Source organism: Formosa bonchosmolovskayae (assembly GCF_051016085.1).
GTDB lineage: Bacteria > Bacteroidota > Bacteroidia > Flavobacteriales > Flavobacteriaceae > Formosa.
On the sequence record NZ_CP174605.1, the window covers coordinates 664,492 to 687,580 of the forward strand.

Genomic DNA, 23,089 nt, shown 5'->3' on the forward strand with positions numbered 1-23,089 from the left:
TTACTGAAATAACGTTTTTATTTTTTTTTATAACGCAGGTGATAACTCGCGTAATTCTGTTTTAATTCTATTCAAGCTTGTGCGTTCATTAACGACTTCTCCTATTACAATTATAGCAGGAGAACTCAATTTTTGTTGTGTTACAATCTCTTGTATAGAATTAATGGTTCCTATACCTGTTTTTTCATTGGCATACGTTCCATTTTGTATAATAGCTATGGGAAGCTCATGTTTATTTTCACTTTTAAACACTTGCACAATTTCCGTTAATTTACTCATCCCCATCAAAATGACTACGGTTGCAGACGATTTGGCTGCTAATGCAATATCTCCAGAGATTTCGTGATTCTTAGTCGTTCCCGTGATTACCCAGAAACTTTCGGAAATTCCGCGCTTCGTTAAAGGGATTCCTTGATTTGTTGGTACTGCTAAAGCAGAGGACATTCCAGGAACAACATCTACTTCTAGATGATTTAATTTAGCATATTCAATTTCTTCTGCACCTCTTCCAAAAACAAATGGGTCTCCGCCTTTTAGACGAACCACATGCCCAAAACTTTTTGCACGTTGTACAATAAGTTCATTAATTTGTTCTTGTTGATATGCGTAACACCCTTTGCGTTTCCCAACGAAAATAACTTCCTTAGTGGTTGAAGCATATTTTAGTAAGTCAACATTTACAAGTGCGTCGTACAAGATAACATCGGCAGATTCAATTGCTTTTACCGCTTTAATCGATATTAAATCTGGATCTCCTGGACCGGCACCTACTACCGTTAATTTAGGTATGTTGTTAGTTGTTTGCATGGACTAATTCGCGTGATCTAAAAACGTCAATGGTGTTAAAAAAAGCTTTGGTTTGGTTAATATATGTGGTTGCAAATTCTTTATTCGGTTCGTTTTTATTAATCTGGTAAACGAAATCTGAAAAACTATTTTTTGTATCTAAAGTAATTTTATTGGTCTCGATAAAGGTATCGTCGAATAAGCTAATAATATTGGCTTGAGAATTGGTTTTAACATCTTCCGAAAGCAATAAAGCCTTGGCTGCATTTACATTTGCCGTATATGCTAAATAAATCGCATCTGCCCATTGTTCTGTAGATTCGAATACCTCATCGGCTTTTTCTAACTTCTCTTTAGCTTCTAATAATAACGTAGCGACCAAATCGATTACAACACCTGCACATTCTCCAACACCTACTTCTTGCTTATATTCTTCACTTGTTCCCCAATCGATAAAATCGCTTGGCTCTAAGTTTTCAGTATCAGACAAGGTTACTAAGAAATTATAAAAATATTTCTGTCCCTCACGACGATCGTAATATTCTAAGAATGACTCATCAGGATTTCCATTCGCCTCAAAATCGTCTAAAATTAAACGCAAAGCTTGTGGCCCTCTTTTAGAAGGTAATTTGATTACTTTATCTGAAAAACGTCCTTCTCCGTTTCCTAAAACACCTCCGCCTAATAACACTTGTACTGCAGGAGCAACAAGTTTATCTTTGGTACGAATAGACATACCTTGAAAACCAATATGCGCCATATTGTGTTGTCCGCAAGCATTCATACAACCACTAATTTTAATAGTGATATCCTGATTATTGATGTATTGCGGATATTCAGAATAAAGTACTTTCTCCAACTCATCTGCCATTCCTGTACTACTAGCAATACCTAAATTACAGGTATCTGTACCTGGACAAGCCGTGATATCTGTAGTCGCATTATATCCTGCATCTACAAAATCTAAAGCTTTTAATTCTTGGTAGAAAAATGGTAATAGTTCTGCTTTTACGTGACGGATTAAAATGTTTTGTCTTAAAGAAAAACGTAACTCATCGGCCGCATAATTTTTTATTAAAGCTGCTAATTCTCTAGCTTTATCTGTATAAAAATCACCTAACTTAATTTTTATTCCTATAGCAAATAGCCCCTCTTGTTTCTGAGGAATTACATTTAAGGCTCTCCAACTGTTATATGCATTCTCGTCTTCAATATCAACTTGAGGTACTGCAACATCTGCAATTTTAACAGCATCGTCATTGGCTTCAATATGTACTTCTTGATTAGATAATGCCTTTTGCTCGGCTTCAACTAATTCTAAAAACTTCTCTACGCCATATTCTTTTATTAAAAATTTCATACGTGCTTTCATACGTCTAGCACGTTCACCATGACGGTCGAAAATACGCAATACACTCTCTATTAAAGGGATGATTTTATAGGTAGGTAAGAAGTCATAAATTAAATCTGCACTTCTTGGTTGAGACCCTAAACCTCCTCCAAGCATCACTTTAAATCCGCGCTCACCATCTTTAATTTTTGGAATAAATCCTAAATCATGGATATAACTTAGCGCTGTATCGGCATCGGATGACGAAAAAGACATTTTAAATTTACGTCCCATTTCTTGACAGATTGGGTTACGTAAGAAAAATTGAAATACAGCATGCGCATAAGGTGTTACATCAAAAGGTTCGTTTACATCGATTCCCGCTGTTTCACTGGCTGTCACATTTCTTACCGTATTACCACAAGCTTCACGCAACGTAATATCGTCTTGTTCCAATTGCGACCACAATTCTGGAGTATCGTCTATACTAACGTAATGGATTTGAATATCCTGACGTGTAGTAATATGTAATCGTCCTGTAGAAAAACGATCTGAAACATCTGAGATTCTTAACAACTGATTCGATGTTACTTTACCATAAGGCAATTTAATACGAATCATTTGCACGCCTGCTTGACGTTGCCCGTAAATACCACGAGCTAAACGTAGACTTCTAAAACTCTCATCTGTTAGACTGCCTTCATTGAATAATCGAATTTTTTTCTCTAATTCGATTATATCCTTCTCTACAACTGGGTTTTCTATTTCTGATCTAAAACTTTGCATGATTGTTTCTCATTTATTGAAAGTGAATTCCACACTCTCTATTTTGTAAGGCTTTGGTAGGGTCAAAATAAAATTGGTTTTTCGGAAGATCTTGCTCTACGATATAAGCATCTAAATCTTCATCTGACCAGTAATAAAATGGGCTGACTTTTAAAACACCATCTTTACTCCAGCTTAAAATATCTTTAGACTTTCTATACTCCGTTTGTCTAACACGAATATTTGTAAACCAAAGCTCTGGCTCTTGTTCGGCTAGAGCTCTTCTAAAAGGCTCTAGCTTTACAACTTCTGTAAATTCGGCATGTTTTGGGCTGGTTACGTCCGGGATTCCTATTGTTGTTTCAATTGCCGATTTACTCAACATAGGCTCATATTTTTCAACATTTAAGTTGAATGTATTTATTAATGAACTAGCGTGTTCATAAGTTTCGGGCGTATTAAATAAGGTATCGCACCAGATCACTTTTATATTATTATCTTGTTTTGATATGCTACTTAATAACACTGCAGAATACACTCCAAAACTTGTTGTAACTATTTTTTTTTCAGTTAAAGCTAATGCCCATTCAATTATTTGTTGAGGGCTCTTATCTTTTAATTCTTTATTCCAATACGTAATATCTATAGTACTATCCAACATAATATCATCTTTTTCTTCATTACCTCTATTACCCTATCGGTTTAGTAGGTTATTTGACAAATGTATATGTTGTTCCCAACATATGCAAACTAATTTTAAAAAAATAATGTTAAACTAAATCGGCTAACGACTTATTATTGAAGATATCAAGTGTTTTATCTCGCACTTCTGCCATTAAAGTATGTACGCCACAAAGGGTTTCATCCGGGCAATCGTCGCATTTTTCGTAGAAATTAAGACTTACGCATGGCACCATAGCAATGGGACCTTCAAGCGTCCTCATTACTAAAGACATTTTAATATCTTGAGGAGCTTTTAGCAGATAATATCCTCCATTTTTCCCTTTTTTAGACCCTAACACTCCTATTTTTCGGAGTGTTAGCAAAATACTTTCTAAAAATTTTTGTGAAATATTCTCACTTTTAGAAATCACACTTATTTGGACAGGCGTATTATTTTCTTGTCGCGCTAAAAATAAAAGGGCTTTTAACCCGTATTTGGTTTTCTTTGAAAGCATGTTGCAAATATACTGCTTTTTAAAATTTAATTTAAAGCTTGATCCAGATCGTTTATAATATCGTCTGTATGCTCTAAACCTACAGAAATACGTACCAATCCGTCTGTTATTCCCGTTTCCATTCTATCTTCTCTACTTAATTTACTATGCGTGGTAGAGGCTGGATGCGTAACAATAGTACGTGTATCTCCAAGATTTGCAGATAGCGACAGTAATTTAATCTTGTTTAAAAATGCACGACCGCCTTCTACACCACCTTTAACTTCGAACGCGATAATATTACCACCAAGTTTCATTTGCTTTTTAGCGATCTCGTATTGCGGATGTGATTTTAAAAACGGATATTTTACTAAAGACACATTATCATGACCCTCTAAAAATTCGGCTACCTTTAATGCATTTTCACAATGTTTATCTACACGAACAGCTAAAGTTTCTAAACTTTTAGATAATACCCAAGCATTAAACGGAGATAATGCAGGACCTGTATTTCTTGAGAATAAATAAATTTCACGAATTAAATCTGCACGACCAACGGCCACTCCTCCTAATACACGCCCTTGACCATCTATTAATTTTGTAGCCGAGTGAATCACAATATCTGCACCAAATTTAATTGGGTTTTGCAAATAAGGCGTAGCGAAACAGTTATCGATAACCAATAAGATATTATGCTTTTTAGCAATTTTACCCAACAACTCTAGATCTATAATATCTACTGCTGGATTAGTTGGACTCTCTGCATATAAAATCTTTGTATTTGGCTGAATTAAGCTTTCAATTTTATCTGTGTCATTTACATTAAAGTATGATGTTTCAATATTCCATTTCGGAAGAAACTTAGTAAACAACGCATGTGTAGATCCGAAAACAGAACTTGCAGACACAATATGATCGCCACTACTTAATAGTCCTGCAAACGTTGAAAACACAGCAGACATACCCGTAGCAAACGCGTAACCACTTTCGGCACCTTCCATTTTACACACCTTGTCTATAAACTCCGAAGTATTCGGATTTGTAAAACGGCTGTAAATATTACGTTCTTTTTCTTCTGTGAATGATGCACGCATATCTTCGGCATCTTCAAAAACAAAACTTGAACTTAAATATAAAGGTGTAGAATGTTCCAAAAACTGAGAACGTTCTGTTTGGGTTCTTATGGCTTCCGTTTCGAAATGGTTATCTTTCATAATACTAATACGTGTTTTTTTCTGTTAATCTTAAAATATCTCCAAATACACCACGGGCGGTAACTGCTGCTCCTGCTCCTGCTCCCTGAATTACTACAGGCTGATCGCCATAAGATTCGGTGTAAATTTCGAAAATTGAATCGGATCCTTTTAAAGATCCTAATGGCGAACTTTCTGGTACCGATACTAATTTCACTTCTAATTTAGCACCTTTTTCATCGGCTAAATCTCCGTGTAAATCGCCTATGTATCGTAATACATGCCCCGGTTTTTGTTCGTCTTTTATGCTTTGATATAAATCGTCCATTTCTGTGAACGATTTTAAGAACGTACTCGCATCAATACTTCTTAGATTTTCAGGAATTAAATTCTGAATATCTACATCGGTTATTTCATTATGTAAATCGAGCTCTCTTGCCAAAATTAACAATTTTCTAGCAACATCGTTCCCACATAAGTCTTCTCTTGGGTCAGGCTCTGTAAATCCTTTATCTACCGCCTCTTGTAACACTTTAGAAAACGGTTCATTTTTAAGCGAATAATTATTAAACAAGTAGCTTAAAGACCCCGAGAATACACCTCTAATTTTAGTGATATTTTCTCCAGATAAATGCAAGAGTTTAATCGTATCAATCAGCGGTAAACCTGCACCTACATTTGTTTCGTAAAGATAGTTTTTCTGATTTTTAGCAAGCACTTGACGTAATTCACTGTAGAATTTAAAATCTATAGTATTCGCTATTTTATTAGATGAAACAAGATCGAACCCTTGTTCAACCAAAGGAATATAATTTGAGACAAAACCAGCACTTGCTGTATTATCAATAGCAATTAAATTTTCTAAATGATGTTTTTTAGTATACTCTACTAAACTCTCGAACGTATAATCTTTCCCTTTTTCCTGAAGTGTATCTCTCCAATTAGAATCGATTCCTTTTTTGTTGAAAAGTGCTTGTCTTGAATTCGCAATTGCAAAAATATTCAACTTAATACCTTTACGTTTTTCAATATCGCTAGCTGAAGCTATAATCTGATCTATTAATGTACCTCCAACTAACCCATGACCAAAAATGGCCAAGTTTATTTTTTTAGAAATTCCGAAAATCTCTCCGTGAATCACATTTAAGGCTTTATGAAGCTGAGATTTTCTAACCACCAAACTCACATTCTCACCTGTTATTGTATTATTGAAAAGTAACGGAACAATCTGATTTTTTATTAATGCATTAAACGGTTTGTGGAATGTGCTTAAATCTTGTCCAACTATTGAAATTACAGCGACATCGTCTATAATTCCAATTCTATTTACATCTTGCATATAGAAATCGGTTTCGAATTCACGTTCCAAAGCAATCACTGCCTGCGATGCTTTATTGGCATCGACCACCAGTCCTAAACCACGTTCAGAAGATCCTTGCGAAATAATACTCACACTAATATCGTTTGCACTTAAGGTTTTAAAAACACGTGCATCGACACCAACCTTTCCTAATAAGCCACGACCCTCTAAATTAATTAAAGCTACATTATCTAAAACCGATAACGATCTAATCCCTTTAGAAGCTGTTTTTGCTGTTATTAAAGTTCCTTGATCACCACTATTAAATGTATTTAGAATACGTAGTGAAATATTTTTCTCTAGTAGCGGAATAATCGTTTTGGCATGTAAAACTGTGGCTCCGAAATTGGCTAATTCGTTTGCTTCTGCAAACGATAATTCTTCAATCTTTTTAGCATCTGGCACTAAATCTGGATTCGCTGTATAAATTCCGTTTACATGGGTGTAATTTTGCAATTCCTCAGCATCTAAGAAATTCGCTAAAAGCGCTGCCGAATAATTACTCCCGTTTCTACCTAAAGTTGTTGTTTTATTATCTTTATTAGAAGCGATAAAACCTGTAATTATATTTACTGTATCTCCGTTATGTTTCTTAAAATGTTTTAAAACATTTTCTTTAGATACTTTAGTATTGGGTTGTGCATTACCAAAACTATCGTCTGTTTTAATAAGTAATCTAGAATCTGTTGCATGGGCTTTTACACCACGAGCCTTAAGAAGTTCGGCTACCAACTTAACCGACAATAATTCGCCCTGCGCTAAAACTTCATCTTTAATTTTCTTACTATAATCCCCTAATAATTTTACACCTCCAAAGACTTTGTCTAAAACTGAAAATTCTTCAGAAAAATCTATTCCTGGATAAGGTTCTATTTGATAGGCTTTAAATGCTTCTAAATCTTTTTTATAAGATTCGTCGTTTTTTGCTTTGTCTAAAATAATTTCTAATTCGTCTGTTGAAGAACCTCTAGCCGAAAGCACAACAGCTATTTTTTCGTCGTTCTTAACCTTATTCTCTATTATATTAAGTACCGTTTCTAGTCCTTCTCCGTTAGCGAGAGATCTCCCTCCAAACTTCAAGACTTTTAAACGTTTATTTTTCAACTCCGGTTTAAATATGCCTTCAACAATAGTTTCTAATTGCTCAAATTCAATTAAAAACGCGTCATGTCCATGATCGGAATGAATTTCGTTATACGTTACATTTGGATGTGTAAGCGCTAATTTCTTTTGGGTTTCACGATTTTCTTCAGCCGTAAAAAACAAATCAGAATCTACTCCAACTATCGCAATATTAGACTTGATAACATCCAATACATTTACATCTTCAGACCGTCCTTTAGTCACATCAATAGTACGCAATAATTGATTCATTAATCGATATGCAGAAAGCTGAAAACGTTCCTGCAATTTATTTCCATGATGTAGCAACCAACTCTCGACATTAAAGATTTCTAAATCTTCATTCTTACTTCTATGAAAACGCTCTTTAAACGATTTTGGAGTTCTATAACACAACATCGCATGCATACGTGCATCGTGAACGGGATTACTAGAATTAGTTAAAAACTGCTCTTGAATTTGACAATTAGCAATAAGCCAATCTGTAGACTTCCAGTCGGTTGCAACTAGAATTAAATGCTCTGCCAAAGTTGGGTGCAACACGGCCATTTCCCAAGCAATTCCACCTCCAAGAGAGCCACCAATCATAGCAAAAACAGAATCTATTTTTAATATTTTAAGCCCTTTTAAAAAGATATTTGCCATATCGCGAGCTACAAAATCTTTATAATTTTCTATTACAAATCCATCGTATCCATTCCCTGGAATATTGAAAGAAATAACGGTAAACTTCTTGGTATCTATAATTTTATTATCGCCAATAAGATCGCTCCACCAGCCTCCTTCACCAGCAACATTACTGTTACCCGTTAAGGCGTGATTTACTAAAACAATTGGTGCTTCGTGCAATGGTTGTCCAAATACCTCGTAAGAAAGCGTAATTGGCAACACCACACCACTAATGGTTTTATAAGCATCTAAGGCAATAAATTCTAAATTTTTCATGTCGCAATATATAAAACTAGTAATTAAAAGGGCTTAATTTGAAAGAAACTGTTAAGCGTTCTTAACCGCTTCGAAGGCTTGTTTTAAATCGGATTTTAAATCTTCTAAATCTTCAATTCCCACAGATAAACGTACTAAATCTTTGGTCACTCCCGACGCCGCTTGAGCTGTTTCGTCTAACTGCTGATGCGTCGTACTTGAAGGATGAATAATTAAGGATTTGGTATCTCCTATATTCGCTAAAAGCGAGAATATTTGAGTTTTATCTGCAATTATTTTTGCTGCCGCGAATCCACCTTTATGTCCGAAAGTAACCATTCCACTTTGACCTTTTGGAAGATATTTATCGGCTAATGTTTTATATTTACTGCTCTCTAAACCTGGATAATTTACCCAAGCAATTTCGTCTTGAGCTTCCAACCATTGTGCTAATGCTAGAGCATTCTCACTATGTTTTTTAATACGTAACTCTAAAGTTTCTAAACCTTGAATAATTTGAAACGCATTAAACGGACTTAAAGCACTACCATAATCACGTAAGCCTTCTATTCTAACTTTAGCAATAAACGCGGCTTCTTTTAAAACCTCGCTATATACTAAACCATGGTAACCTGCAGATGGCTCTGTAAATTCAGGAAATTTTCCGTTTGCCCAATTAAACGTTCCAGCATCTACAATAACACCACCTAAACTTGTTCCGTTTCCGTTAATGTATTTTGTTAACGAGTGAATAACAAGATTTGCACCGTATTGAATTGGATTTAATAAGGCAGGAGAAGCCACTGTATTATCTACAATTAACGGAATATCGTTTGCCTTAGATACTTTAGAAATTGCTTCGATATCTAATACATCTAATTTCGGATTTCCTAGAGATTCAATAAAAACAGCTCTTGTATTATCTTGAACTGCAGCTTGAAAATTTTCAGCATCCGAAGGATCTACAAAAGTGGTAGTAATGCCGTGTCTTGGTAATGTAACAGCTAATAAATTATATGTTCCACCATATAAACTACTAGAGGCTACAATATGGTCGCCAGCTTTTAAAAGAGTTAGTAATGTTGTAGAAATGGCTGCAGTACCAGAAGCGGTAACGACTGCGGCTAATCCACCTTCAATCGCCGCTAAACGTTGTTCTAAAACATCGTTTGTAGGATTGTTTAATCGTGTGTAAATGTAACCTGGTTCGGCTAAAGCAAATAAGTTTGCTGCGTGATCTGAATCGTTAAAAACATAAGACGACGTTTGGTAAATTGGCACTGCTCGTGTTCCTCCATTTTTAGTAACATCGTGACCTGCGTGTAATGCTTTTGTTGCGAATTTTTGAGTACTCATTTTTCTTTCTTTTTGAGTTAATAAATTAAAACTAAAAGTCAAATGCACCCTTTTACAAGGCGTACTTAATAGAAAAATGTTAAAAAGAAATAAATACAAATTACCATGAAAGTAATTTCGTTTAGTTATCTATCCAAATCGCCGATAAATGAATCGGTTTTTAAGTAGAATTTAGCACCTTCTTTATAAGTTAAAGGGTTGCTAAGGTTTCAGCGGGTCTAATCCCTCCACCTTTCTTGATAACATTTCAATACGTTATTGAACTTTGTGAGTACAAATATTCAGTTAGAAAAGTTGATTTTCCAAATTATTTAGAACATTTTTATAAAATTATCTTTTACCACCACTATTTTTAGCTAAATATTTATCTTTTATAATTTGGCCTACAGGTCTGTTTTCAATTTTACTTTCTAACCACGAAATAATATCTAAATACAAAAACGCACGTTTTTCAAACGGATGGTCTTCATAGGTTTTTAAGGTATCTCTTAGTTTTATAAATGCCTTTTTAATATCTTGAGGGTAAACATCTTGAAGCCCCTTTATAAACTTTATCATTTCTTTTTGCACCTCGTGCAAATCGTTCATCTTGATTAAAAATTTGTACGTGCTTTTAAGTAATGCATCGATATGATAATCTAAGCCCGCCTCGTAATGTGCCACCAAATTTAACACTCTTGAAAAGCATAATAAATCTTCGCGCATCGATAAACTTTTATTCGAAATAATTTTATCTAAGTAAGCGATACATTTTTTATTATCTCCAGCACCGAAATATAGACTTGCAAATTTATAGTAGAAAATCATGGCGTGATGCTCGTCTATTCGATTAGAATATTTCTTTAATCCCAATTCAATTTTAGGGATTAATTCCAAACCATCTTCAAAAGAACCGTCAATAAAATGCAAATTCACTTTATGAATATTTAAATATAAAAAGGCTAAAGCTTCAACATTTTCATCTTTTAAGAAGGTTTTATCATTCACTGTTTTTTCTAAACGCAATAAGGCATCTTCAAATTTATTTCTACTTCTAATAAAAAATAAAGCTTCCAAGAGGTAATTTTTTCCTTTTAAGAAAAACACAGGATTTAAATTAATCATTGTGGGATTCTCGTAAAACAAATCCACCCATTTCGAAGCATATTTGTAACAATTTTTAAAATCCTGAGTCAAGAAACTATACCACAAGTAAGCATTATATAACCATAATTTTTCCCGAAACCCTAGATCTTTAATATCGTATTTGGGTAATCTTTTATAGAAATAAGTAGCAACCAATTCCCCTTCCTGTTTATTTCTTACAGAACCTGTTTTTAAATAAAGTCCGTATAACTGAAGTGATAAATTAGATAATTTACTAGCCACCACATTTAAAGCACTAAGTTCTTTAGCCTGCACCGTAAGCTCGTCTGCACGACCTCCTATACTTCGCGTAATGTACTGTGATTCAATCAGTTTTTCAAACTCAACAATCTCAAAAGCTAGATTTTTTTCTTCATTCTGAATCGCTAATTCTTTCGATTTATCAAGAATTTTTAAACTCTGTTTGTATAATCCTTTATGATATAAAATGGACGCAAAATCCAATTGCTCACGAATTTGAGATCTAATATTTTGATGCGATGGGTTTAATTTTAAACTAATTAAAATCTGTTTGTACAAGTGCGCCTTAACGTTGGCCAATTGTTGTTTTTTTACATCTCCATTTTTTAAAATAAAATCTTCATCGTACACAGATAATTTATCGAGGATGTTAAATAAGTTCAAAAACTTAGAATCGTTATTTACACCCAACCTTCCTACATAAAGTTTAAACTGTCGTTTTTCAGACTTGGTTAACGACTTTACAAGTAAAAATAAATTATCTTTTTGGTCTTTTATCATCAAATAATAAGTATTATAATGTGCTGATTTACAGTTATATAAATACATTTAAACACGTTTAAACGTCGTAAAAGCACAATTATGAAGTATTGTTTAACAAAAGTATAATATAAATTCGTAGAACAATAAGAAATTAAACTTAGATATATGTCACATTCTAACATTCAAATATTTGACACAACGTTACGCGATGGCGAACAAGTCCCAGGTTGCAAGTTAAACAAAGAGCAAAAATTAATAATTGCTGAAAGACTTGACCTTCTAGGAGTTGACGTTATCGAAGCGGGTTTTCCTGTGTCAAGTCCTGGAGATTTTGCTTCGGTTGAAGCCATTTCAAAAATCGTAAAGAATGCAACAGTTTGTGGTCTAACACGATCTGTAGAAAATGATATTAAAGTTGCAGGTGAAGCATTGCGTTATGCAAAAAAAGCTAGAATCCATACTGGAATTGGAACTTCTGATTCTCATATAAAATTTAAATTTAATTCTAATCGCGATGCCATTATCGAACGTGCTGTAAGAGCCGTGCGTTACGCAAAAACATTTACTGAAGATGTAGAGTTTTATGCCGAAGATGCAGGACGAACAGATAACGATTATTTAGCTAGAGTTTGCGAAGCTGTAATTGCAGCAGGAGCAACTGTTTTAAATATTCCTGATACTACTGGATATTGCTTACCTAACGAATATGGTGCTAAAATTAAGTACTTAATGGAAAACGTTAAAGGTATAGAGAAAGCCATTTTATCTTGCCACTGCCATAACGATTTAGGCTTGGCCACTGCCAACTCTATTGAAGGTGTAATTAATGGTGCAAGACAAATAGAATGTACTATTAATGGTATTGGTGAACGTGCAGGAAATACGGCTTTAGAAGAAGTAGTTATGATTTTAAAACAGCACCCTACTTTAAATTTAGACACAAACATTAACACCTCTTTATTATATAGTACGAGCCAGATGGTATCGGAACATATGGGAATTTATACACAACCTAACAAAGCTATTGTTGGAGCTAATGCATTTGCCCACAGTTCTGGAATACATCAAGATGGAGTGATTAAAAACCGTGAGACTTACGAAATTATAGACCCTAAAGATGTTGGCGTTACAGAATCTGCTATTGTGTTAACAGCAAGAAGTGGTAGAGCGGCATTGGCTTATAGAGCTAAAAAAGTAGGCTACGAATTAACTAAATTACAGTTAGATGTAGTGTATGCTAATTTCTTAGATTTTGCAGATATCAAAAAAGAAGTAGACGATTCTGATATTCATCAAATCATTGAAACAAGTACTATATATAATCAAATTATTTCGGCTTAAAATATTAGGCTAAAAGTCTATTTTTATCTTTGTATAAAATAGCATAAACTTAAAAAATGAAAAAGACATTATTCGATAAAGTTTGGGATGCACATGTGGTAGACGCTATAGAAAACGGACCACAAATATTGTACATAGACAAACATTTAATACATGAAGTGACAAGCCCACAAGCTTTTAATGAGTTAAAAGACAGAGATATTCCTGTATTTAGACCCAACCAAATTGTGGCCACAGCAGATCACAACACACCAACAACGAATCAACATTTACCAATACAAGATAAATTATCTAGACATCAGCTTGAGCAGCTGTCAAAAAACTGTACCGAAAACGGAATCACACTTTTTGAATTAGGTCACAAATACAATGGAATAGTGCATGTAATGTCGCCCGAATTAGGTATCACACAACCTGGGATGACAATCGTATGTGGAGATAGTCATACCTCTACACATGGTGCATTTGGAACAATTGCTTTTGGAATCGGTACGAGTCAGGTTGCTCAGGTTTTTGCTAGTCAATGTCTACTTTTAACCAAACCAAAAAGTTTACGCGTTTCTGTAAATGGAAAATTAAAAAAAGGCGTACTTCCTAAAGATGTTATTTTATATATTATTGCTAAATTAGGAACAAACGCTGGTACAGGATATTTCTGTGAATACGCAGGAGATGTTTTTGAAAATATGAGTATGGAAGGCCGTATGACGGTTTGTAATATGAGTATTGAAATGGGCGCTCGTGGAGGTATGATTGCTCCTGACCAGACAACTTTCGACTATGTTGAAGGTCGTGAATTTGCACCTAAAGGTAAAGATTTTGAAGATAAAGTAGCATATTGGAAAACATTACCTACAGACGAAGGCGCTGTCTTCGATAAAGAATATGTCTTCGATGCCGAAGATATCGCACCTATGGTAACATACGGAACAAACCCGGGTATGGGGATAAAAGTTACAGAAAACATCCCTACACTTGACGATGCTTCTTTTGAAAAATCATTGAAATATATGGATTTCAAAAAAGGCGAATCTCTTATAAACAAACCAATTAATTTTGTCTTTATTGGTAGTTGTACCAACTCTAGAATTGAAGATTTTAGAGTAGCTGCCGAGTACATAAAAGGCAAACAAAAAGCACCTAACGTTACAGCCTGGCTAGTTCCAGGTAGTAAATTGGTGGAAACTCAAATTATTGAAGAAGGCTTAAAAGACATTTTTACAGATGCAGGTTTCGAACTTCGTCAGCCTGGCTGCTCTGCCTGTTTAGCCATGAACGATGACAAAATTCCGCAAAATGAATATTGCGTCTCTACATCAAACAGAAATTTTGAAGGTAGACAAGGTCAAGGTTCAAGAACAATTTTAGCAAGTCCTTTAATCGCTGCTGCGACCGCCGTAGAAGGAAAAATTATTGACATTACAAAACAATTAAACTAAATGGAAAAGTTTACAACATTTCAGTCTAGAGCCATTCCATTAGACATAGAAAATATAGATACCGACCAAATAATTCCTGCTCGTTTCTTAAAAGCAACAGATAGAGAAGGATTTGGAGACAATTTATTTAGAGATTGGAGATTTAATAAAAACGGAGATTTAAACGAAGACTTCCCTTTAAACAACACCACCTACATGGGAAGTATCCTTGTGGCTGGCGATAATTTTGGTTGTGGTTCTAGTCGTGAGCATGCCGCTTGGGCTATAGCCGATTACGGATTTAAAGTGGTAGTATCGAGTTTCTTCGCCGATATTTTTAAGGGAAATGCACTTAACAATGGTATTCTTCCTGTACAAGTAACTCCTCCATTTTTAAAGGAATTATTTAATCATATAACAACAGACCCAGAAACAATAATTAGTGTAAATTTAGAAACGCAAATCATTTCTATAAAAGACACAGATTTAAAGGAGTCTTTCGATATTGATCCTTATAAAAAAACCTGTCTGATTAATGGTTACGACGACATCGATTATTTATTAAGTAAAAAAGAAGATATTTTAGCCTTCGAAAATAAGGCATAACTATTAACTTGTAACCATTATCAATTAGTTGGCCTAATAGCAAACTAAAAAATAATTCTTATGAAACTAAACATAGCAGTATTAGCAGGAGACGGAATTGGACCAGAAGTCACTGCACAATCTATAAAAGTCCTAAAAGCCATTGCATTAGAATTCGATCATTCTTTTAGTTTTAATTATGCTCCTGTTGGTGCAATAGCTATCGATGAAACAGGAAATCCTTTACCTGAAGCAACTCTAGAGCAGTGTAAAAATAGCCATGCCATATTATTTGGTGCTATTGGAGATCCTAAATACGATAACGATCCTTCTGCCAAAGTACGCCCAGAACAAGGTTTACTTGCTTTAAGAAAATCTTTAGGGTTATATGCAAACATTAGACCTGTTAAAGCTTACGATACACTTTTAAGTAAATCGCCTTTAAAAAAGGATATTATTAAAGGTACAGATATTAGTATTTATCGTGAACTTACTGGTGGTATTTACTTCGGAAAAAAAGAAATAAGTGCAGATGGAGATACAGCTTCAGATTTATGCGAATATTCTCGTGTAGAAATTGAACGTGTTGCACATTTAGCATTTAAAGCCGCTCAGTCACGCAGAAAAAAATTAACGTTAATAGATAAGGCAAACGTATTAGAAACGTCTCGTTTATGGCGTAAAGTGGTTAAAGAGGTTGCTACAAGCTACAAGGATATAGAATTAGATTTCTTATTTGTAGATAACGCTGCTATGCAAATGATTTTAAATCCGAAACAATTTGATGTGATCTTAACAGAAAACATGTTTGGAGATATTATTAGTGATGAAGCTAGTGTAATTGGCGGATCTATTGGCTTATTAGCTTCAGCGTCTGTTGGAGATAAATATGCTATGTTCGAACCTATTCACGGGTCTTATCCGCAAGCGACAAATAAAGGTATTGCAAATCCTATTGCTTCTATTTTATCTGCAGCCATGTTATTAGATCATTTCGATTTAAACGATGAAGCGGATTTAATTAGAACTGCTGTCGATAAATCGTTAGCACTTCATATTACAACACCAGATTTAAACACGAAATACGATAATATAACAACCTCTAAAGTAGGTGATTTTATTGCTGATTTTATTAGTAATCCTAAAGATTCAAATCATAATTTTTCTAATATTCACTTAGGACAATCTACCATAATATAATTACAGTATTTTATATAAAGTAAAAGCGTCTTAGTTTATAAACTAAGACGCTTTTTTAATTTTACTCTGTTTTATACTGCGTTTATTCAACAATAAACTTACCTTTCATTAAAGCGTAATGTCCAGGGAAACTACATAAGAAATCATAAGTTCCAGCTTCAGGAGCATCAAATTCAATAACATCTGATTCTCCACCACCAAGTAATTTAGTGTATACTATAACATCTTCAGAACCTTCAGGTACATAATCATGATCTGCTGCAGAAGCCGCTTTAGAGGCAAAAGTAGATAAGTCAACGCCTTTATTAAGAAGCACGAAATTATGCCCCATTACATTCTTTGGCATTTTACCTGTGTGCATCAAAGTTAATTTCACTTTCTGACCTGATTTAACTTTAATTTCTTTTAAGTTAAAAGTCATTTTATCATCTCCATGAAGCATAACTTCTACAACACCATCTGCTACTGTTGCCGTATCTGGCGCCACTGTTGTTTCAGATTTAGCCGCAGGTGTTTCTGTTTCTGTATCGTAAGAAAAGCTTTTTTTCTTTTCTTCTTTCCCTCCACAATTCATTAAGAATGCAGAACTTAACATCAATACCGATAATTTTAAGTATTTCATAGTTTTGTTTTTAAAGTTTGTTTTAAAGTTTCGGAAATTTAAGGCTTATTTTATCTAATCCCAAATTATGAATGCTTCCTAAATGGGTGTGTTTTTTAGAATCGTCTGGCACATAAGTTCCTGCTTCTACTTCTCCACCAATTTTTTTATAAGCATCCCTAAAAGACATTCCATCGACTACTAAAGTATTAATATTATCTACCGTAAATAAGAACTTATATTTCTCGTCGTGTAAATCGATATCTTTCACTTTAACTTGAGCGATAGAGAAATTAAAAATGTCTAGAATGTCTTTCATATCCTCTAGAGCTTGAATCATATTCTCTTTTAACAACTGATAATCGCGATGGTAACCACTAGGTAAATTATTAGTAATTAATACCATTTCTGTTTGAAGCGCTTGGATTTTATTACATTTTCCACGAATTAATTCAAACACATCAGGATTCTTTTTATGTGGCATAATACTACTTCCCGTTGTTAGCTCGTCTGGGAAGGCTATAAATCCAAAATTCTGACTATTATACAAGCAAATATCCATTGCAAAACGCGATAATGTATTTGCTAAACTTCCTAACGAAGCTGCAATTGTGCGCTCACTTTTTCCACGACTCATTTGTGCCGCGACAACATTATACTTTAATGTTGAAAAGCCCATTTCTTTAGTTGTTAATTCACGGTCTATAGGGAATGAACTTCCATAACCTGCAGCAGAACCTAACGGATTCTGATCGGCTACTTTTTGAGCCGCTTGTAACATATACACATCGTCTATTAAAAGCTCTGCGTATGCAGAAAACCAAAGTCCGAAAGATGAAGGCATAGCCACTTGTAAATGCGTATACCCTGGCAATAACGAACCTTTATGTGTTTCGGCCAACCCAATAAGTGTATCGAAAAACGTTTTAGTTTTCGTTTGAATGACTTTTAATTCTTCTTTAAAATATAGCTGAAGCGCCACTAAAACTTGATCGTTTCTAGAACGTGCTGTATGTATTTTCTTCCCTACATCGCCTAAAGTCTTGGTTAACTCAAATTCAATTTTAGAATGTACATCTTCAAAATCTTCTTCAATAACAAATGTGCCGTCTTCAATCTGAGCTTCTAAGACATTTAATCCTCCAAGTAATTGTTTTAACTCTTCTTCAGTAATAATGTTTATACGCTCTAACATGATGGCGTGTGCTTTAGAGGCAATCACGTCGTATTTAGCAATATGTATATCTATTTCTCTATCGTTTCCAACAGTGAATTGTTCTATCTTTTTATCGATAGTAAGACCTTTGTCCCAAAGTTTCATAACTATATGTTTTTATATTTTAGATTGAAGCCTAACTTCTCACTTAAATAATTAAAGTATTTTTTCTAATAATTGAATGTAAATTGCAATACCTTCTTCAATTTCATTTAAGTAAATAAACTCATCTGCAGAATGCGATCTCGTACTGTCTCCAGGACCTAGCTTTAAAGACGAACAGGTTAACACGGCTTGATCGGATAAGGTTGGTGATCCGTACATTGTACGACCAATTTCAACTCCTGCTTTTACCAATTCGTGGTCTTTAGGAATTGAAGACGAATTTAAACGTAAACTTCTTGCTTTAATCTCTGTACAAGGCGATTCATTCACTAAAATATCATTGATTTCTGCATTGGTATATTTATCGTTTACGCGTACATCTATAACCAAATCAACCTCAGCCGGAATGGCATTATGCTGTTTACCTGCTTGAATTTGAGATACCGTCATTTTAACATCGCCTAGAGCTTCAGAAGATCTTTCGAACTTATAATCCTTGAACCAATTAAGCACTTCAATAGTATTATAAATGGCATTATCGTCATTAGGATGCGCCGCGTGACTTGGCGTTCCTTTTACCTTAGCATCGAAAACCACAAGACCTTTCTCTGCAACTGCCAAATTCATTAATGTCGGCTCCCCAACAATAGCAACATCTATTTTAGGAATTATAGATAACATACTATTTAAACCATTTGGCCCACTACTCTCTTCTTCGGCAGAAGCGACTATCACCAAATTGTATTTTAAGTTCGGTTTATTATAAAAATAGGTAAAGGTTGCAATTAGAGAAACCAGACAGCCTCCTGCATCATTACTTCCTAATCCGTATAGTTTACCATCTTCTACAATGGCTTTAAACGGGTCTTTTGTATAAGCCGTATTGGGCTTTACCGTATCGTGATGCGAATTTAAAAGTAAAGTGGGTTTGCCTTCTGTGAAATCTTTATTTGTTGCCCATACGTTATTTTTTGTGCGGGTAAACGGAATATCCTTTTGAATGAACCAAGCTTCTATAAGCTGTGCCGTTTTATCTTCTTCCGAAGAAAAAGATTGGGTTTCTATCAGGTTTTTAAGCAATAATATCGCTTCCTCGGTTAATTGTTGCGTTGTCATTAGGCTTGAATGGTTGTATGTTTTGTGTTCTGATTAAATAGCATTTCTGGTTTTCCCAAACACACTTTGTGTACGTGATTGGAAATGGCATGAAAACAATTATCTAGCTTGGGAAGCATCCCATCTGTAATCACACCATCTGCTTTTAAAGTAGCGTAATTGGATGTATTAATATCTTCTATTACAGAATTTGCATCGTCAACATCTAACAATACACCGTCTTTCTCGAAGCAGTAATAAAGTTCTACTTGGTACAAATCTGCAAAAGCAATGGCTAATTCAGACGTAACAGTATCTGCGTTTGTATTTAATAATTGTCCGTTTTCATTATGTGTTATCGCACAAAAAACAGGTGTAATATCGTTCTCCAAAAGCACTTTAGGCACTTTAGTATTCACGCGTTTTACATCACCTACAAATCCGTAATCTATAGTTTTTACCGGACGTTTTTCTGAAACAATTACGTTTCCATCTGCTCCAGTAAATCCAACACTATTACACTTATTAGCTTGTAATTGTGCAATAATGTTTTTATTGATTTTTCCGCCATAAACCATCGTGATTATATCTAAAGTATCGGCATCTGTGATACGTCTTCCATCTACCATTTGCACTTCGATATTCATAGATTTCGCCATTTTAGTCGCTAATTTACCACCACCGTGGACTAAAATTTTTGGTCCTTCAATAGCAGCAAAACCTTTTAAAAATTCAGCTAAAGCGATATCATCATCAATAATATTACCACCTATTTTTACAACTTTTAGTGTTTTCATATTATAGATTTTCTAAAATTTCTTTCATAACAATTTGTGCAGCGTACGTTCTGTTGTTGGCTTCTTGCATCACAACCGATTGATCACTATCTAAAACGGCATCTTCCACTATTACATTTCGTCTAACCGGCAAACAGTGCATAAATTTAGCATGTCCCAATTTTTCTTTTGTAATCATCCAGTTTCTGTCTCTATTTAAAATTTGTCCGTAGTCCGTATAACTACTCCAATTCTTGGCGTATACAAAATCGGCATTTTTTAAAGCTTCTTCTTGATTATGATTAATTGGTGTGTCTTTCGTAATTTCAGGATTAAGCTCATAGCCTTCAGGATGCGTTATAGTTAAATCGACATCCATTTTTATCATCATTTCAACGAATGAATTGGGTACCGCCTGTGGCAATGCTTTAGGGTGTGGCGCCCAAGACAAGACCACTTTTGGGCGTGCTTTTTCAGATAATTCTGAAATTGTAATCGCATCTGCCAATGCTTGTAACGGATGTGCCGTAGCGCTTTCCATATTTACAATAGGCACAGTTGCGTACTTTTCGAAGCTGTTAATTACCATTTCTGCATAATCTTTATCTCTATCCATTAAGCTTGGAAAGGCACGCACAGCAATCATATCGGCATATTGAGAGATCACAGCAGCCGCTTCTTTTACATGTTCGGAAGTTCCGGCATTCATAATTGTACCGTCTTCAAACTCTAAATTCCACGCATCGTTTACATTTAAACTCATGACATCCATTCCAAGATTTTTCGCCGCCTTTTCTGTACTTAACCGCGTCCGTAAACTCGAATTAAAGAACAACATCACTAAGGTTTTATTCTTACCCAAGTGTTTATGTTCGAAAGGATTCATTTTTAAAAGAATCGCTTCTTTTATGGTTTCTGAAAGATTTGAAATATCTGATATTTGCGTGTATTTTTTCATGCTAAGCTAATTCTGTTTTTAAAGCCTCAAAGAATATGTCTAAGTGTTCTTTTTGAATCGTTAATGGCGGAAGTATTCTTAATAAATTAGGATTTTTTGCACTTCCAGTAAATATATGATGGTCGAAAATAAGGTTTTTTCTAAGGTCTGAAATCGGAAAATCGAATTCTAATCCTAACATTAAACCACGACCTTTAATTGATTTTAATTGTGGTAATTGGCTTGCTTTTTCAAGAAAATATGCTGAAATTTCTTTAGTATGCGCTAGCAAATCTTCAGCTTTAAGCACATCTAAAACAGCAATAGAAGCCGCACATGCTAAATGATTTCCTCCAAAAGTAGTTCCTAATAATCCAAATCGTCCTTTTATATCTGGATGAATTAAAATACCTCCAATAGGAAAACCATTCCCCATACCTTTTGCCATAGAAATAATATCTGGCGTAATGTTATGCTTTTGAAATGCGAAGAAATCTCCCGTTCTACCAAAGCCCGATTGTACCTCGTCGGCAATAAAACATGCATTATACGCTTTACATAATTTCTCAAGTCCTTGGTAAAATGCGGTTGTACTTTCGTCTAAACCTCCAACACCTTGAATAAACTCTATAATTACAGCACAAACATCGTTATTTTTTAACGCTTGTTCTACACCTTCTAAGTCACCTAATTCAAAAAACTCAACATCTTGTTGGGCATTTAATGGCGCTACAATTTTAGGATTATCGGTTGCTGCAACGGCGGCAGAAGTTCTTCCGTGGAATCCATTCTTAAAGGCAATAATTTTAGATTTTTCATTATGAAAAGATGCCAGTTTCAATGCATTCTCATTCGCCTCTGCTCCTGAATTACATAAAAATAACTGGTAGTCTTTACATCCTGAGAAGTCGGCTAATTCTGCTGCTAATTGTTCTTGCAACGGATTCTGAATGGCATTGCTATAAAATGCAATCTCTTTTAACTGACGCGTTAAACGGTCTACGTATGTTGGGTGTGCATGCCCTATAGAAATTACAGCATGACCACCGTATAAATCTAAATACTCTACATTTTTGTCGTCGTAAACAAAAACGTCTTTCGCTTTTACTGGGGTAATATCGTAAAGCGGATATACTGGAAACAAACTCATATTTGTTCTTTTTTAATGTTGCTAATTTTATTGTAAGACGCTACCATTCCCTGAATTAAAGACGAACTTAAACCTTTGTGTTCCATTTCGTTTAACCCTTCAATAGTACAGCCTTTTGGCGTTGTAACCTTATCGATTTCTTCCTCTGGATGATTCCCAGTTTGGATAAGCAAACTAGCTGCGCCCTCGCAAGTATGCATCGATAATTCTTGAGCCTCTTCGGCATCGAAACCTAATTGAATTGCTGCTTGTGTTGTGGCACGAATTAATCGCATCCAAAAGGCAACACCACTAGCACAAATAACCGTTGCAGCTTGCATCTGACTTTCTGGAATAATTAAGGTATGCCCTAATCGATTAAAAATAGCCTGAGAAATCTTAATCCGTTTTGCTCCCTGCGTATTACTACAAATACAGGTCATAGATTTACCCACAGCGATTGCTGTGTTTGGCATAGCACGAATTACAAACTGATTTTCGCCAACAACGCCTTCTATTTTTGGGATTGAAAATCCAGTAACAGTTGAAATTAACACATGTTTTTCTGTTAAATACGGTGTGATTTCGGCTAAGACTTTTTCAAAATGAGCAGGTTGAACCGCAAATATTAAAATATCCGATGTTTTTGTTGCTTCAATGTTATCACTAGTAATAGTCACATTTGTGTACCCATTAAATTCTTCTAGTGATTCTAAATTTCTTTTGGTTAAATAAAGAGTAGTAAACGCATTATCGATAATTAAACCTTTTGCGATAGAATGCCCTAAATTTCCCGTTCCGATTATAGCAATTTTCATATGGTT

The 23,089-nt window shown here is 34.7% G+C and carries 19 protein-coding genes and 1 riboswitch; of the genes, 4 read left to right on the forward strand and 15 right to left on the reverse strand.

Features of this window, described 5'->3' with window-relative positions:
* Positions 1 to 27: 27 nt before the first annotated feature.
* The 8 genes from cobA to ACKC83_RS02840 all read right to left on the reverse strand — a co-directional run bounded on the left by cobA (position 28) and on the right by ACKC83_RS02840 (position 11,880).
* Positions 28 to 807 (reverse strand): uroporphyrinogen-III C-methyltransferase, encoded by a 780-nt coding sequence (gene cobA, locus ACKC83_RS02805; RefSeq protein ID WP_434036960.1) that lies wholly within the window; start codon positions 805 to 807, stop codon positions 28 to 30.
* On the reverse strand, positions 794 to 2,902 hold the full coding sequence (locus tag ACKC83_RS02810; RefSeq protein ID WP_434036961.1) for a HEPN domain-containing protein: 2,109 nt from the start codon (positions 2,900 to 2,902) through the stop codon (positions 794 to 796). Before ACKC83_RS02810 ends, cobA begins: the two co-directional genes overlap by 14 nt.
* A 13-nt stretch (positions 2,903 to 2,915) precedes the next feature.
* Positions 2,916 to 3,542 (reverse strand): phosphoadenosine phosphosulfate reductase family protein, encoded by a 627-nt coding sequence (locus tag ACKC83_RS02815; protein ID WP_434036962.1) that lies wholly within the window; start codon positions 3,540 to 3,542, stop codon positions 2,916 to 2,918.
* 109 nt (positions 3,543 to 3,651) lie between these two features.
* On the reverse strand, positions 3,652 to 4,059 hold the full coding sequence (locus ACKC83_RS02820) for an RrF2 family transcriptional regulator (RefSeq protein WP_434036963.1): 408 nt from the start codon (positions 4,057 to 4,059) through the stop codon (positions 3,652 to 3,654).
* 26 nt (positions 4,060 to 4,085) lie between these two features.
* Positions 4,086 to 5,252 (reverse strand): trans-sulfuration enzyme family protein, encoded by a 1,167-nt coding sequence (locus ACKC83_RS02825; RefSeq protein WP_434036964.1) that lies wholly within the window; start codon positions 5,250 to 5,252, stop codon positions 4,086 to 4,088.
* A 4-nt stretch (positions 5,253 to 5,256) separates the two neighbouring features.
* Positions 5,257 to 8,658 (reverse strand): bifunctional aspartate kinase/homoserine dehydrogenase I, encoded by a 3,402-nt coding sequence (thrA, locus tag ACKC83_RS02830; RefSeq protein WP_434036965.1) that lies wholly within the window; start codon positions 8,656 to 8,658, stop codon positions 5,257 to 5,259.
* A 51-nt stretch (positions 8,659 to 8,709) separates the two neighbouring features.
* Positions 8,710 to 9,993 carry an O-acetylhomoserine aminocarboxypropyltransferase/cysteine synthase family protein gene (locus ACKC83_RS02835; RefSeq protein WP_434036966.1) on the reverse strand — a complete coding sequence of 428 codons (1,284 nt, stop codon included), beginning with the start codon at positions 9,991 to 9,993 and terminating at the stop codon, positions 8,710 to 8,712.
* Positions 9,994 to 10,115: 122 nt separating this feature from the next.
* A riboswitch (SAM riboswitch) is annotated at positions 10,116 to 10,239 on the reverse strand.
* An 84-nt stretch (positions 10,240 to 10,323) separates the two neighbouring features.
* Positions 10,324 to 11,880, reverse strand: coding sequence for a hypothetical protein (locus tag ACKC83_RS02840; protein ID WP_434037755.1), 1,557 nt, complete (start codon positions 11,878 to 11,880; stop codon positions 10,324 to 10,326).
* A gap of 147 nt (positions 11,881 to 12,027) precedes the next feature.
* Between ACKC83_RS02840 and ACKC83_RS02845 the strand changes: the two genes are divergently transcribed.
* Genes ACKC83_RS02845 through leuB form a run of 4 tightly spaced genes read left to right on the forward strand, consistent with a single transcriptional unit; the run spans position 12,028 to position 16,406 of the window.
* The gene (locus tag ACKC83_RS02845) at positions 12,028 to 13,203 is read left to right on the forward strand and encodes a 2-isopropylmalate synthase (RefSeq protein WP_414036708.1); all 1,176 of its coding nucleotides are present in this window, start codon (positions 12,028 to 12,030) and stop codon (positions 13,201 to 13,203) included.
* Between the two features lie 56 nt (positions 13,204 to 13,259).
* Positions 13,260 to 14,642 carry a 3-isopropylmalate dehydratase large subunit gene (gene leuC, locus ACKC83_RS02850; RefSeq protein ID WP_434036967.1) on the forward strand — a complete coding sequence of 461 codons (1,383 nt, stop codon included), beginning with the start codon at positions 13,260 to 13,262 and terminating at the stop codon, positions 14,640 to 14,642.
* Positions 14,643 to 15,227 carry a 3-isopropylmalate dehydratase small subunit gene (gene leuD / locus ACKC83_RS02855; RefSeq protein ID WP_414036706.1) on the forward strand — a complete coding sequence of 195 codons (585 nt, stop codon included), beginning with the start codon at positions 14,643 to 14,645 and terminating at the stop codon, positions 15,225 to 15,227.
* A 60-nt stretch (positions 15,228 to 15,287) separates the two neighbouring features.
* Positions 15,288 to 16,406: a 3-isopropylmalate dehydrogenase gene (gene leuB / locus ACKC83_RS02860; protein WP_414036705.1), complete on the forward strand. Its 1,119-nt coding sequence runs from the start codon at positions 15,288 to 15,290 to the stop codon at positions 16,404 to 16,406.
* An 82-nt stretch (positions 16,407 to 16,488) separates the two neighbouring features.
* On the opposite strand, the gene azu is transcribed toward leuB, so the two are convergent.
* Genes azu through proC form a run of 7 tightly spaced genes read right to left on the reverse strand, consistent with a single transcriptional unit; the run spans position 16,489 to position 23,083 of the window.
* Entirely contained in the window at positions 16,489 to 17,028 is a 540-nt protein-coding gene (gene azu / locus ACKC83_RS02865) for an azurin (protein ID WP_434036968.1), read from the reverse strand.
* Between the two features lie 22 nt (positions 17,029 to 17,050).
* Positions 17,051 to 18,328 carry an argininosuccinate lyase gene (argH, locus tag ACKC83_RS02870; protein WP_434036969.1) on the reverse strand — a complete coding sequence of 426 codons (1,278 nt, stop codon included), beginning with the start codon at positions 18,326 to 18,328 and terminating at the stop codon, positions 17,051 to 17,053.
* A gap of 51 nt (positions 18,329 to 18,379) precedes the next feature.
* Positions 18,380 to 19,444, reverse strand: a complete 1,065-nt coding sequence (locus ACKC83_RS02875) for a M20 family metallo-hydrolase (protein ID WP_434036970.1) — start codon at positions 19,442 to 19,444, stop codon at positions 18,380 to 18,382.
* Complete coding sequence (argB, locus tag ACKC83_RS02880) at positions 19,444 to 20,220, reverse strand: acetylglutamate kinase (RefSeq protein ID WP_434036971.1); 777 nt, start codon at positions 20,218 to 20,220, stop codon at positions 19,444 to 19,446. The genes ACKC83_RS02875 and argB overlap by 1 nt, the downstream gene beginning before the upstream one ends.
* Position 20,221: 1 nt before the next feature.
* Positions 20,222 to 21,157: an N-acetylornithine carbamoyltransferase gene (locus ACKC83_RS02885; protein WP_414036700.1), complete on the reverse strand. Its 936-nt coding sequence runs from the start codon at positions 21,155 to 21,157 to the stop codon at positions 20,222 to 20,224.
* Between the two features lies 1 nt (position 21,158).
* The gene (locus ACKC83_RS02890) at positions 21,159 to 22,286 is read right to left on the reverse strand and encodes an aspartate aminotransferase family protein (RefSeq protein ID WP_434036972.1); all 1,128 of its coding nucleotides are present in this window, start codon (positions 22,284 to 22,286) and stop codon (positions 21,159 to 21,161) included.
* On the reverse strand, positions 22,283 to 23,083 hold the full coding sequence (gene proC, locus ACKC83_RS02895; RefSeq protein ID WP_414036698.1) for a pyrroline-5-carboxylate reductase: 801 nt from the start codon (positions 23,081 to 23,083) through the stop codon (positions 22,283 to 22,285). The genes ACKC83_RS02890 and proC overlap by 4 nt, the downstream gene beginning before the upstream one ends.
* Positions 23,084 to 23,089: the final 6 nt, after the last annotated feature.

What these genes read in the sequence shown, in the direction of transcription:
- cobA (WP_434036960.1), bottom strand. Translation starts at nt 807, where the DNA reads ATGCAAACAACTAACAACATACCTAAATTAACGGTAGTAGGTGCCGGT.
- ACKC83_RS02810 (WP_434036961.1), bottom strand. Translation starts at nt 2,902, where the DNA reads ATGCAAAGTTTTAGATCAGAAATAGAAAACCCAGTTGTAGAGAAGGAT.
- ACKC83_RS02815 (WP_434036962.1), bottom strand. Translation starts at nt 3,542, where the DNA reads ATGTTGGATAGTACTATAGATATTACGTATTGGAATAAAGAATTAAAA.
- ACKC83_RS02820 (WP_434036963.1), bottom strand. Translation starts at nt 4,059, where the DNA reads ATGCTTTCAAAGAAAACCAAATACGGGTTAAAAGCCCTTTTATTTTTA.
- ACKC83_RS02825 (WP_434036964.1), bottom strand. Translation starts at nt 5,252, where the DNA reads ATGAAAGATAACCATTTCGAAACGGAAGCCATAAGAACCCAAACAGAA.
- thrA (WP_434036965.1), bottom strand. Translation starts at nt 8,658, where the DNA reads ATGAAAAATTTAGAATTTATTGCCTTAGATGCTTATAAAACCATTAGT.
- ACKC83_RS02835 (WP_434036966.1), bottom strand. Translation starts at nt 9,993, where the DNA reads ATGAGTACTCAAAAATTCGCAACAAAAGCATTACACGCAGGTCACGAT.
- ACKC83_RS02840 (WP_434037755.1), bottom strand. Translation starts at nt 11,880, where the DNA reads ATGATAAAAGACCAAAAAGATAATTTATTTTTACTTGTAAAGTCGTTA.
- ACKC83_RS02845 (WP_414036708.1), top strand. Translation starts at nt 12,028, where the DNA reads ATGTCACATTCTAACATTCAAATATTTGACACAACGTTACGCGATGGC.
- leuC (WP_434036967.1), top strand. Translation starts at nt 13,260, where the DNA reads ATGAAAAAGACATTATTCGATAAAGTTTGGGATGCACATGTGGTAGAC.
- leuD (WP_414036706.1), top strand. Translation starts at nt 14,643, where the DNA reads ATGGAAAAGTTTACAACATTTCAGTCTAGAGCCATTCCATTAGACATA.
- leuB (WP_414036705.1), top strand. Translation starts at nt 15,288, where the DNA reads ATGAAACTAAACATAGCAGTATTAGCAGGAGACGGAATTGGACCAGAA.
- azu (WP_434036968.1), bottom strand. Translation starts at nt 17,028, where the DNA reads ATGAAATACTTAAAATTATCGGTATTGATGTTAAGTTCTGCATTCTTA.
- argH (WP_434036969.1), bottom strand. Translation starts at nt 18,328, where the DNA reads ATGAAACTTTGGGACAAAGGTCTTACTATCGATAAAAAGATAGAACAA.
- ACKC83_RS02875 (WP_434036970.1), bottom strand. Translation starts at nt 19,444, where the DNA reads ATGACAACGCAACAATTAACCGAGGAAGCGATATTATTGCTTAAAAAC.
- argB (WP_434036971.1), bottom strand. Translation starts at nt 20,220, where the DNA reads ATGAAAACACTAAAAGTTGTAAAAATAGGTGGTAATATTATTGATGAT.
- ACKC83_RS02885 (WP_414036700.1), bottom strand. Translation starts at nt 21,157, where the DNA reads ATGAAAAAATACACGCAAATATCAGATATTTCAAATCTTTCAGAAACC.
- ACKC83_RS02890 (WP_434036972.1), bottom strand. Translation starts at nt 22,286, where the DNA reads ATGAGTTTGTTTCCAGTATATCCGCTTTACGATATTACCCCAGTAAAA.
- proC (WP_414036698.1), bottom strand. Translation starts at nt 23,083, where the DNA reads ATGAAAATTGCTATAATCGGAACGGGAAATTTAGGGCATTCTATCGCA.